A 12,310-nucleotide genomic window follows, 5' to 3' on the forward strand; every position below is an offset into this window, starting at 1 on the left:
GAGATCCCTATGTGGGGGAAGGATCTGGGCTGCTCTCCCTTGGGAACAGTGGACATGCATTTGAGGGATTCTTTTCGACGCACCAAAATTGTTGCCACCATCGGCCCTGCCAGCTCAAATCCAGCCATTCTCAGGGAGATGATCCTGCAAGGGGCAACCACCCTTCGCCTGAACTTCTCCCATGGGGATCACGAGCTACACCGCCGCAGCATTCGCCTGATCCGCCAAACCGCGATGGATCTGGGCATCCAGGTCGCCATTTTGCAAGACCTGCAGGGGCCGAAAATCCGCTTGGGCAAGTTCGCCGAAGGCTCGATCACCCTCAAGGCTGGGGATCCCTTTGTGTTGACCAGTAAACCCGTCTTGGGATCCCAAGAGCGCAGTTGGGTCACCTACGACAAGCTGGCCCAGGAAGTGCCCGAAGGAGCGACGATCCTCATCGACGATGGTCGAGTGGAGATGCGGGTGGAAGCCGTGGATCCGGAAGCGGGCGAACTCTTCTGCCGCACCATTGTCGGGGGTACCCTCTCCAACAACAAGGGGGTCAATTTCCCCGGTGTGCGCCTGAGCATCCGCGCCGTGACCCCAAAGGATAAAGAAGATCTCTACTTCGGCCTCAACCAAGGGGTGGATTGGGTGGCCCTCAGCTTTGTGCGGGATCCCTCTGATGTGCTGGAGCTGCGGGAGCTCATCGCCTCTGCCAAACGGCCTTCTTCCGGCTCAGCCGACAAGCGGGTACCCATCATCGTCAAGATCGAGAAACACGAGGCCATTGAACAGCTGCCCCAGATTTTGGCCCTCAGCGACGGTGTGATGGTGGCGCGGGGAGATCTGGGGGTAGAGCTGCCTGCGGAAGAGGTGCCGATCCTGCAGAAGCGGGTGATCGCCCTGGCCAACTCCCTGGGGATCCCGGTGATTACGGCCACCCAAATGCTGGACAGCATGGTGCACAGCCCCCGGCCCACCCGTGCCGAGATCTCCGATGTGGCCAACGCCATTTTGGATGGCACCGATGCCGTCATGCTCTCCAACGAGACGGCTGTGGGCAAATACCCTGTCGAGGCCGTTGCCACCATGGCCCGCATTGCCGTGCGCACCGAGCGCGATTACTTTGACCTGACCTCCGCCGACCGACGACAACGCCTTCGCACCCTTGCCATGCAGGAGCTGAGCCAAAACAACGGCAACAGTCCTGCCGGGATGCGGCCCAAAACCCTGATCACCGACTCGATTAGCCGCGCCGTGGGGGAGATCGCCCAGGAGTTGGATGCCGTAGCCGTGATGACCCTGACCAAAACGGGGGCTACCGCTCGCAATGTCTCTAAGTTTCGCCCCCGCACTCCCATCCTAGCCGTAACCCCCCATGTGGAAGTGGCACGGCGGCTGCAGTTGGTTTGGGGGGTACATCCGCTGTTGGTTATGGATTTGGCCACCACCCGCCAGACCTTTCAAGCGGCCATCAGCTTGGCTCAGGAAGATGGCTTGCTCAAGGATGGCGACTTGGTGGTGCTCAGTGCAGGAACCCTGCCAGGCGTTGCGGGATCCACCGACCTGATCAAGGTGGATGTGGTGAAAGCGGTGGTGGCTCAAGGCAAAGGGTTTGGCAAAGGCATTGTCAGCGGCCCGGCCCGCATCTTGAGATCCAGCCTCGATGCCGGCAAAATCACCGCCGGAGACATTTTGGTTGCCCAATCCACCGACGCCAACTATGTGGAGGCCATCAAACAGGCAGCCGGGGTGATTACCGAGGAAGAGGGAGCTTCCTCTCATGCGGCGGTCATTGGCCTGCGGCTGGGGGTGCCGGTGCTGGTGGGGGTCAAGGATGCCACCCGCTTAATCCGGGATGGATCCATCGTCACTCTGAACCCAGAAAAAGGCATAGTGACTGCGGGAGCCGATGGCTTAGGCTTTTAAGCGGGCCTTAAGGTTGCCTGCAATACAAACTTGTATCTCTTGCTACGAAACGAGACCCAGTTCTATGATGGGGGTGACAGGGCAAGATTTTCCCGACCCCTCGGTGCGTCCCATTCATCCCACGTGTAGGTTAAGCTATGCCCACTTTACAAGCCACCCACTATGCGGTTGAGGCCATCCAGGAGGAAGCTCGTCGCCTCATTCAGCAGGGGGTCTTACGCCGCTCCGAAGCCATTGCCCACCTGCAACCCTTCTTCCCGCAGCGGGAGTGGCAGGCGATTGCCCAAGAGCTGGAGCTGCAAGACTACTGCCCCTCGGATCCTCTCTGCGATTTAATCGGCGACTGCGAGGAGTGGGGCGAAGACTAAGCCTCGATCTGCCGAGGATGGCAAGCGGTCGGCGTTGGCAGACAGCCAATGCTTCTTTCTATTCCACCCGTTTTTTCCCTCTTGATCTGTCGGCGGTTAAGCTGGATGAACTATAGTCAGTAATCAAACATCCCTTTTCGCCGGGTTCGCATGGGTCAGACGGCTGTCATTGCCACCTCAGATGGAGGTCTCGACCTGAATAGCCTCGGTTTTGAGGTGCCAGGGTGGCTGCGTGCTCTGCTTTCCGGTGCCGAGGATCCCGGCGATGGGCTGCGGCCTTACACGGCTGAAGAAGCCGATCTGCTGCGCCGTGCCTTTGAGTTTTCCTATTGTTTGCATCAGGGCCAAAAACGCAAATCGGGGGATCCCTACATTGCCCATCCGGTAGCCGTGGCTACTCTCCTGCGGGAGCTGGGGGGGGATGCGGTGACAGTGGCAGCCGGCCTTTTGCACGATGTTGTCGAAGATACAGAAGTTACTCTAGAGGCCCTGGAAGCCGAATTTGGCTCTGAAGTTCGCCTACTGGTAGAGGGGGTTACCAAACTCTCCAAGTTCAATTTCTCCAGCAAAACCGAGCAGCAAGCGGAAAATTTCCGCCGCATGTTTGTGGCCATGGCCAAAGACATTCGAGTCATCGTGGTCAAGCTGGCGGATCGCTTGCACAACATGCGCACCCTGCAGTATCTCTCCCCCAGCAAGCAACGGCAGATTGCAGCCGAAACAATGGAAATTTTCGCCCCTTTGGCCAACCGGCTGGGGATCTGGCATTTCAAATGGGAACTGGAGGACCTGGCTTTTAAGTATCTGGACTACGAAGCTTACCGGAAGATCCAGGAATTGGTCAATGCCAAGCGCGCCGAGCGAGAGGCAGAGATTCAAGCTTTTATTGAAGAGCTGCGGCAGAACCTTCTTCAAGCGGGGCTGGAACATTTCGAGATCAGCGGGCGGCCCAAACATTTGTACAGCATCTATCGCAAGATGCAGCAGCAGCGCAAAGAATTTCACGAGATTTACGATCTCTCAGCAGTTCGGGTAATCGTACATACCAACAGCGAGTGCTATCGGGTGCTGGCAGTCGTTCACAACTGCTTTCGCCCCATCCCCGGGCGTTTCAAAGACTACATTGGCTTGCCCAAGGCCAATCGCTACCAATCTTTGCACACGGCAGTGATCGGCCTGCAGGGACGACCGGTGGAGGTGCAGATTCGTACCGAAGAGATGCACCGCGTGGCTGAGTACGGGATCGCCGCCCACTGGAAGTACAAGGAGGCCGGCAGCACCACCGTCAAGGCGGACGAGGAGCGCTTCACCTGGCTGCGGCAGCTCTTGGAGTGGCAAAACGACCTCAAAGACGACAAAGAGTATCTGGACACCCTTCGCGAGAATCTGTTTGAGAGCGAGGTTTACGTTTTCACGCCCAAGGGGGACTTGCTGGCCCTGCCCCAGGGATCCTGTCCGGTGGACTTCGCCTATCGCATCCACTCCGAAATTGGGGATCACTGTGCAGGAGCGCGGGTAAACAACAAGATCGTGCCCCTGGATACCCGCCTGCGCAACGGCGACATCGTGCAGATCATTACCCACAAGAATGCCCATCCCAGCCTGGACTGGATCAATTTCGTTGCCACCAGCTCTGCCCGCAATCGCATTCGCCAATGGTTTAAGCGCTCCAATCGCGAGCAAAACATCGCGCGGGGCCGGCATTTGCTGGAGCGGGAGCTGGGCAAAACGGGCTTTGATGCCCTGCTCAAATCAGAGCGGATGCAGAAGGTAGCCGAAAAGCTCAACTACGCCAGTGTAGAGGATTTGTTAGCCGCTCTGGGTTATGGTGAGACAACCCCCACGCTGGTGATCCATCGGCTGCAGGAGGTCAGCAGGCCGGCAGTATCTGCTCCCACAGAGGAGGAATCGCTTGAGGGATCCAAGCTGTTGTTGCCACGGGCTTCTGCGGCTCCCAGTTCTATCAAATCCCAATCTCCCATTCTGGGGGTAGAGGGTCTGAAACACCAGTTGGCCAAGTGTTGTAACCCGCTGCCGGGGGATCCGATTTTGGGCGTAGTCACCCGCTTTAAGGGGATCAGCATCCATCACCGGGATTGCCCAAGGGTAGCCCAGGTTTCGGGGGAACGGCTGGTGCCGGTACGATGGAACGAAGAGCAACTGCGGCAGAGCACCCAGATCTACCCGGTAGAACTGCATCTGGAGGTTATCGACCGCGTCGGGGTGCTGCGGGACATCCTTTCCCGCCTATCGGATCAAGGTATCAATGTTCGCAATGCCAAGGTACAAACTTTTGCCAACCGCACCGCCTTGATCGATCTCTGTATCGATGTACGTGATAAAAAACAGCTCACCCAGGTTCAAAGTCAACTGCGCCAGCTTTCTGACGTGATCGTGCTGCGCTCCCGCCATCACCAAAACGGATCCCGTTGACCTACGCCTGGCCCTTCGCGGGTACGGACTCTAGACCGCATCCCTATTGCGACTCGCTCCTGCAGCAGCCCAATTTTGGGTCAGGCGCTGTCCCATCCTCATCCTGACCTCCTTTGCTGCTTCTGGTGCGCAGAGCGCTTTCCCGCTCCTCTGGGGTCTTGCCAAAAATTCCGTGTCAGCTCACAGGTGGCCAGGCAAGGCCGACAAGCCCAGAGCAATATCCCAGGCTTTCTTCGACAGCCTGTGGAAAACCTGTGGAAATCCAGCGAAGCCCGCCCCAGCTCCGGTGGAATCCTCAGCCATATCTAGGGGGAGGACTCACTACATTACGGGATCCTACACTGACTGTGTGTTAATTTTTATGAATTTGTCAGGAAATCACAACATTAGCCTGTGGAAAACCTGTGGAAAAACCTGAAAAATTTGTGGAAAACCTGTGGAAAAACCCCCCAAGTTATTAACAGGTATAAATACTCTGTGGAAAAGTGGCCAAGTTATCCACAGTTTTTCCACAGGTGGGGAATAAGCTCAAAAGCTCATGGCGCAAGGTGTTGACGATCACTTTCCACAGTTTCCACAGCCCCTACTACTACTAGATCAAAAAATTAAATTAGGCAGGGATCGAAATTTCAGATCTGTCCTACGCGCGAGGCAAATTTTCCAAAACTCGACCGCAAGGGGAGGGATCCAACCGGGGCAGTCGGTGTAGGATCTGCGTGTGCAGCCCTCAAGTGCCCCCCATGGTGCAAGCTCAACGTCCTGTGGATCGAGAACTCGAGGCCGAGTCATTTGCGGCAGTGTTGCGCAGCAGTAAGACTGTAGCTCCTCAGCGTGGGGAGGGATACCTTGACGGGGCCGTGGACTCGTCTCCGGAGGGTTTCAGCTTCACCTGCGAGCAAGCCGATCTCAGCCACCACCTCACTTCCGTTGGACGGGCTGTGGCCAGCCGCCCCGCCCTGCCCGTTTTGGCCAATGTGTTGGTGGAGGCCGACGCGGAAACTCAGCGGGTTGCTTTGACCGCCTTTGACTTGAACTTGTGCATTCGCAGCGAGTTCGAGGCTCAGGTCAGGGGATCCGGTCGCACCACCCTGCCGGCCAAGCTGCTCAGCGACATCGTTAGCCGTCTGCCCAGCGGCCCAGTGACTCTTGACGCGAGCAGCCAAGCCCAGGAGAGTGCCCCTGTGATTCTCATGTCGGCAGCCGGCCAGTACCAAGTGCGCAGCATGTCGGCTGAAGAGTACCCCACCCTACCGGAAATATCGCTCCGCACCGCCGACGCAGATGGCGATTTTGTGGGGGAGGAAAGCCCAACAGCTCAGGCCCTGGAGCTGCCCATCGAGAGCCTGTTGCAGGGGATCGGCCAAACCCTTTTTGCGGCCTCTGGAGATGAGACCAAGCAGGTGCTCACAGGAGTGCATGTCAAGCTCTTGCCAGGGGATCCCCCTTGCCTGGAGTTTGCAGCCACCGATGGGCATCGTCTGGCGATGGTGCAGGTGGAGGCCGAAGGGATCCCGGTTGCTTCGGCCCATGGGGAAATAGGGTTGGATTTCACCATTCCCGCTCGCACTTTGCGAGAGGTGGAGCGCATCCTCGGCACCCAGACCGCGGCCTCTACGGTGGAATTGCGGTTTGACCGATCCCAGGTGCAGTTTGTCCTGCCCCCTCGCGCCGGCAAAACCCAGTGCCAACAGCGGATTACCAGCCGTCTCTTGGAGGGCCAATATCCCGACTACAACCGCCTAATTCCCAAGCAATTTGAGCGGCAGGTAACCCTGGAGCGTCGGCCCTTGATGGAGTCGCTGGAGCGGGTGGGAGTACTTGCTGCCCAAAGAAACGACATCGTCAAGTTCAATCTTTCTGCCGCAACCCAAACCCTGCGCATCAGCACCGAGGCGCCCGATGTGGGCAGTGGCGAGGAATCGTTGCCAGTGCAGATGTCTGGTCCTGACCTGGAGCTGGCCTTCAATGTGCGTTACCTGCTGGATGCCCTCAGGGTGTTTCATACGCAGCAGGTGAGCCTGGAGCTAAACGGCGCCACGCAGCCGGCCATCTGGAAGCCCCTTGGGGCAATGCGGCTCTGTTATTTGGTTATGCCGGTGCAGCTACGGGCTACCTAGTCTTAGGAGAGCTCCACCCAGCTCTAGTCCAAAACTCTCAAGGTCATCTCAGTACAAATCTACAGTTGTTTGTACAAATCTACAGTTGTTTGCATTGCCCCCTCTCCCAGAGGGAAAGGAGCCAGGGATGGTCGCGGAAGCGGCGCCGAGCGTTCAGGGAGCATGCCTCTAACCCCCAAAACCCTGAACTTTGCTGAATTTACTGAGCTTTAGGCGGTTTGGCAAAAGTCATTGAGAGGGATATAGTAGACCAAGTTTCCCTCTGATCCTTGAGTCCACCGCAACGGTTGCCGGGAAGTGAAGGGGGAAAGCGCTCGGGGGGTATTCCTCAGGGCTTTGCGGGATACCGCCTTCCTGCTCAGAGATAGGCAGGATGCGATTGCTTCTTTCCTGAACCATGTTCAGGAGAGTTCAGCGTGAATGTATCAGTGTCCTAATCTAGCTTGAAATGACCGTGTTTTAGGTGGGGCTACTGTGTTTGAGTCGATCCAGCTCAAACAAAGCGGTGGGTAAACTCCTGCACCAAGTCCACACGTCCTTTGCGCAAAACCGCTCCCACGAGAGCAAGACCATGGCGGCCCAGCACTGTGGCCTCAGAAAGAGGGTAGGGCATGTATGTTAGCTTGCGTCCCTGGCCCAGAGACAATAGCTCCACCATTTTCTGGCGCCGGCCTCGAGGCCGCAAGATCCTGCTAGGAAAGCGTATCCAAGTTAAGTAGAGGGGGCTTCCAAATCGTTGCTGCCAGCTGCAGAGCTGGAATTGCCTTCCAGGGCTGCTTGGGCGTTGCGGCGCAGGCGGTGGGCCTTGAGCCGGCGCAGGGCAGAGGCCGGAAACTTGTGGTCGAATTCCCGATCATCGATCCGGGCCAGCTCCTGGAGATCAGGGGCAACATTCCAAGAGTAGGGCTGAAAATCCGGGATCCGGCTGGGTTGGGCAAAGCGTTGGTTCCAAGGGCAGACCTCCTGGCAGATGTCACAGCCGGCCACCCAGTTGTGCAGGTTCTGGGCAATTTCTGCAGGGATCCGCTCGGCGTGGCTTTCTAGAGTGTGGTAGGCAACGCAGCGGCGGGAATCCACCACCCCTGGGCTGACGATGGCCTGCGTGGGGCAAGCCTCTAGGCAGCGGGTACAGGTGCCGCAGTGAGCGGTGTGGGGCTGGTCAGGGAGCAACGGCAGGGTGGTCAGGATCACTCCCAGAAACACCCAGGAGCCGTACTCGCGGGTGAGCAACAGGCTGTTTTTGCCGATCCAACCCAAGCCCGCCTGCATGGCCCAGGGCTTTTCCGCAACCGGGCCGGTATCCACGTAGAATCGACCCGTATGATTTGGGAACTGGGCTTGCATCCAGAGGTGGAGTTGTTTGAGCCGCCGTCCCAACACGCGGTGATAATCTCGACCCCAAGCGTAGCGGGAGATCTTGCCCTTGCCGGGATCCTGGCTGTGGCGGATGGGAGTGTAGTAATTCAAGGCCACACAGACCAGAGATTGCACCCCTGGCAGCACCCGCTCTGGATCCATTCGCCGGGGATCGGCCATCCAGGTCATGTCGGCGGCCATGCCCGCAGCCAGCCAAGCTTGCAGACCCCGCAAGTCGGGGGGATCCTCTATGCTGGCAATGCCGACTTTGTCAAAACCCAGGGCCAGGGCCTGTCGTTTCACCTGCGCAGTGGCTCTGGCCCAGTCGACCTCTGAACCCGCAGGGATTCCTGCCATGGCTATGCCGGCAAACCCATCACGCGGCGGTAGCGGGCCTCCAGCTGTGCCACCTGCTGGGAGCGGCGGGAGGGATCCCAGGAGCTACAAGCAAACAACTCCTGTCGCAGATTAGCCACATCCACCGTCGTTACAGCTCCGTCGGCCACCACCTGTTTTCCTCGCACCCAGACGCTGTGGACTGCCTGGGTAGGCCGGCCCAACACCAGCAGCCCAATGGGATCCGTGCGCGGTAGCAGCGACAGCGGGGTGAGATCATAAAGCACCAGATCTGCCTGCTTGCCTACCTCCAGGGATCCCAGCTCCTCCCCTAGCCCCAGGCCAATGGCCCCACCTCGGGCTGCCATCTCGATGCTCTCGCGGGGAGAAATCCAGTGGCGGTAGTCGGGATCGGTGATGTTGTGCAGGATGGTGCCGATTTTGATGGCCTCCAGGAGATCCTGGGAATCGTTGCTGGCGGATCCATCGCAGCCAAAGGCCACGTTCACCCCTGCCCGGCGGTATTTCAAGATGGGGGCAATGCCGCTGCCTAGGCGCAGGTTGCTCAAGGGGTTGTGAACAACCGTAGAGCCGGTACGGGCCAGGATTTCAATATCGGCATCGCTGAGCCAGACGCAGTGGGCCAAGGAAGTTTTCCGGTCTAGGTAGCCCAAGCGCTCCAGATGCTCCACAGCACTACAGCCGTACTTTTCCTGGGCCAACATCTGCTGGGCGCGGGTTTCCAACAGGTGGGCGTGGCGGGGTAGGTCATACTTCTGGCTTAACTCCGCACAGCCCTTGAACAGCTCGTCTGAGCACAGTTGGATCCCTGTGGGAGCCACCATGAGGGTAATGCCCTCTTCTGGCCGGTGAAAGCGCTGCACCGCCTCTTCCACAATGGCCAGCACCTCTGCTGTGGAGAGGGGATAGGTTTCCGGCTCCCGATCCCAAGAGGAGCTGCTGGGCAACCCCCGAGAGAGAGCCTGATCCTGGATCAAGGGGCCCACGAAGGCGCGGATCCCGACTTCTCGGTAGGCCCGTACCGCCGCCTCAATGGTGGCCAACTCTTGGCCTGGGATCAACGCCAGATGATCCACCACCGAGGTGCCCCCCGTCAGCAGGGTTTCCACCGCCGTCCCCAGCGCGCTGAGATAGATTTTTTCCGGATCCGGCGGCGCATACTCGTGCAGTTGTGCCAGCCACAGCTCCAGCGGATAGGGCGGTATGATCCCTCGTTGCCACATTTCGGAAGAATGGGTGTGGGCATTGACAAAGCCCGGCAGCAAGAGTTGGTTACTGGCATCCAGTTCCAGGCTGTCTGCGCCCGTTGCGGGTAACCCTCTGCCTATGGCAGCAATCCGTTCCCCCTCGATTCGCACATCTGCGGTTTCGTAGCCGGTGGCGGTGGGAATTAACGCATTGCGCAAGATAAAACTCATGCCCGGGATCCAAAAAGGCCGCCTGCTACCTTAGCGTGCTGGAGTTAACCCTGCCAAGGCGGGAGGATCAGAACATTTGCATGCATAACCTAGCCTTTCCCCCAAGGGATACCCAAGCGTAGTGGTTATAGAACTGCCGACATAGAGGTGCCCACACTCTCCATAACGCAGTTTCAACGCCTCTGCACCGCCGACATGGCCCTACAGCTCAGCCTTGACCGGCTATTTCTTTTTCTTGGCGGAGCCTTTTTTGGCCGGCTTGCTCTCGGCAGCAGGGGCCGGTTCTGGTGCAGGTTCTTCAGGAGGAGCGGGTGGAGTCTCTTCCACTTTGGGGGCCTCTGCCGGCTTGAGACCGGCTTGAGCGGCAACCTCAGCAGCAAAATCCACTTCTTCTTTCTCGATCCCCTCTCCCAGGACAAAGCGCACAAACCGCCGCACCCGAATGTTTTCCCCCAGTTTGGCAATGTGCTGCTTGACCAATTCCTCCACCGTGATCGAGGAATCTTTAATAAAGGGTTGATCCAACAGGGATAACTCTTTCAGGCGCTTTTCGATGCGACCTTGCACGATCTTCTCGCGTATGTTCTCCGGCTTATTGGCCAGATCTTCTTTGCCCATTTCAATGGCTTTTTCCCGCTCCACCACTTCAGCAGGGATCTGGTCAACGCTGACGTATTCTACGTTTTGGCAGGCGGCAATCTGCTTGGCGATGTCTTGCACCAATTTCTTGAAATCTTCGTTGCGGGCCACGAAGTCCGTCTCGCAGTTCACCTCTACCAACACCCCAATTCGATTGCCGAAGTGGATGTAGCTGTCAACTGCCCCCTCTGCCGCGACGCGACTGGCCTTTTTGGCTGCCCCTGCCAACCCTTTCTGTCGCAGCCAGGTGATGGCTTTCTCCATATCGCCACCGGAATCTTCCAGGGCTTTTTTGCAGTCCATCATGCCTGCGCCCGTCTTTTCGCGCAGCTCTTTGACCAGTTTGGCATCAATGCTCATGAGGGCTCCTCGAATGAAAGAACGGGAAGAATGTGGCGGGATATGAGTGAGAATGAGCGGGCTTCGGTAGAATTGTAAACCTAGATTTCTAGAATACAGGCTTCTGAATGGGGAATAGGCAGGGAGGCGTCCGGATTGCACGGGATCCCTGCCCTTGCTCTAGCCTTCGTCGGCTTCTCCTTCTTCTTCGTCCTCCATATCCTCCAGCATGTCGTCGTCCAGATCCATGGCCCCTTCGTAGTCGTACTCATCCTCTTCAACGGTGTCGAGCTGCCCATGCCGCCCTTCGTAGATGGCATCCGCCAGCTTGCCTACAATCAGCTTAATCGCTCGGATGGCATCGTCGTTAGAGGGAATGAAGATATCGCTGAGATCGGGGTCGCAGTTGGTGTCCAGGAGTGAGATGATCGGGATGTTCAGCTTGATACATTCCTGAACGGCGTTGGCCTCCCGCCGCTGATCGACGATGATCACCGCATCGGGGAGCTTGCGCATGGTTTTAATGCCGCCTAAGTACTTTTCCAACCTGGCCAACTCTCGCCGCAGACGGCTGGCCTCTTGTTTGGGCAGGCGATCCAGAAGGCCACTGCTCTCCATCTCCTCAATTTCTTTGAGGCGGTCGATGCGGGTTTTGATGGTGGCCCAGTTGGTGAGCATACCCCCCAACCAGCGCTGGTTGACGTAGTAGCTGCCACAGCGACGAGCCTCTTGAGCGATAATCCCGGCAGCTTGCCGTTTGGTGCCCACAAACAGGAAGCGCCAACCCCTGTCAGCAGCATCCCGCACATACTCGTAGGCTTCGTTCAGATAGCGGGCCGTCTGCACCAAATCGATAATGTGGATGCCGTTCCGCTCGGTAAAAATGTAGGGCCGCATTTTCGGGTTCCAGCGGCTGGCCTTGTGGCCGAAGTGAACCCCTGCCTCCAACAGTTGAGGCAAACTGACTACGCTCATGAGTTTTTCCTCTCCTACGGGTTAGCCTCCGCCCGAACGGATCCCAGTTACGGCCTTCCCGCCGGTTACCTGCACAGAGCGCTCTACCCCCATTGGCAAGGAACTCAGGAGCTGTTGCAGCAAACCGCGAAAGGGCTGTTAGGACACCCGGTGGTTCAGGCGTGTGATTTTTTAACAGCTCAACCAGGCTAGCACGTTTTTCGCAGGATCCCGCAGCTTGGGGTTAACTCTGGCGGCGATCCGATGCTAAACTAGCTAGGCACTTCATGGGCTTCTACCCGTAAGTGCGTCGGGGCGTAGCGCAGCTTGGTAGCGCACCACTTTGGGGTAGTGGGGGTCGTGGGTTCAAATCCCGCCGCTCCGATACTGAGTAATCAGGGGAGGGCTTGAGCCG

General features: G+C 58.0%; 7 protein-coding genes, 1 tRNA gene and 1 pseudogene. 5 read left to right on the forward strand and 4 right to left on the reverse strand.

Annotated features, from left to right (window positions below; translation table 11 throughout):
* Positions 1 to 54: 54 nt before the first annotated feature.
* The 4 genes from pyk to dnaN all read left to right on the forward strand — a co-directional run bounded on the left by pyk (position 55) and on the right by dnaN (position 6,832).
* Complete coding sequence (gene pyk / locus NW805_RS10715) at positions 55 to 1,914, forward strand: pyruvate kinase (protein WP_414383314.1); 1,860 nt, start codon at positions 55 to 57, stop codon at positions 1,912 to 1,914.
* A 137-nt stretch (positions 1,915 to 2,051) separates the two neighbouring features.
* The gene (locus NW805_RS10720) at positions 2,052 to 2,282 is read left to right on the forward strand and encodes a DUF4327 family protein (protein ID WP_414422471.1); all 231 of its coding nucleotides are present in this window, start codon (positions 2,052 to 2,054) and stop codon (positions 2,280 to 2,282) included.
* Between the two features lie 150 nt (positions 2,283 to 2,432).
* Positions 2,433 to 4,715 carry a RelA/SpoT family protein gene (locus NW805_RS10725; protein ID WP_414422472.1) on the forward strand — a complete coding sequence of 761 codons (2,283 nt, stop codon included), beginning with the start codon at positions 2,433 to 2,435 and terminating at the stop codon, positions 4,713 to 4,715.
* 740 nt (positions 4,716 to 5,455) lie between these two features.
* The gene (gene dnaN / locus NW805_RS10730) at positions 5,456 to 6,832 is read left to right on the forward strand and encodes a DNA polymerase III subunit beta (RefSeq protein WP_414422473.1); all 1,377 of its coding nucleotides are present in this window, start codon (positions 5,456 to 5,458) and stop codon (positions 6,830 to 6,832) included.
* A gap of 711 nt (positions 6,833 to 7,543) precedes the next feature.
* Here dnaN and queG read toward each other — a convergent pair.
* The 4 genes and pseudogenes from queG to rpsB all read right to left on the reverse strand — a co-directional run bounded on the left by queG (position 7,544) and on the right by rpsB (position 11,916).
* Complete coding sequence (gene queG, locus NW805_RS10735; protein WP_414422474.1) at positions 7,544 to 8,545, reverse strand: tRNA epoxyqueuosine(34) reductase QueG; 1,002 nt, start codon at positions 8,543 to 8,545, stop codon at positions 7,544 to 7,546.
* A gap of 2 nt (positions 8,546 to 8,547) precedes the next feature.
* The gene (locus NW805_RS10740) at positions 8,548 to 9,963 is read right to left on the reverse strand and encodes an amidohydrolase (protein ID WP_414422475.1); all 1,416 of its coding nucleotides are present in this window, start codon (positions 9,961 to 9,963) and stop codon (positions 8,548 to 8,550) included.
* A 354-nt stretch (positions 9,964 to 10,317) separates the two neighbouring features.
* Positions 10,318 to 10,962, reverse strand: a pseudogene (gene tsf / locus NW805_RS10745) (translation elongation factor Ts); the annotation flags it as partial.
* Between the two features lie 159 nt (positions 10,963 to 11,121).
* Positions 11,122 to 11,916, reverse strand: a complete 795-nt coding sequence (gene rpsB, locus NW805_RS10750; RefSeq protein ID WP_414351880.1) for a 30S ribosomal protein S2 — start codon at positions 11,914 to 11,916, stop codon at positions 11,122 to 11,124.
* Positions 11,917 to 12,206: 290 nt separating this feature from the next.
* On the opposite strand from rpsB, the gene NW805_RS10755 reads away from it, so the two are divergent.
* Positions 12,207 to 12,280: transfer RNA gene (locus NW805_RS10755), tRNA-Pro, on the forward strand.
* The last annotated feature ends 30 nt before the right edge of the window (positions 12,281 to 12,310 follow it).

The sequence above is a fragment of the Synechococcus sp. W60.1 genome (genome assembly GCF_047461575.1).
Taxonomy (GTDB): Bacteria; Cyanobacteriota; Cyanobacteriia; order Thermostichales; family Thermostichaceae; genus Thermostichus.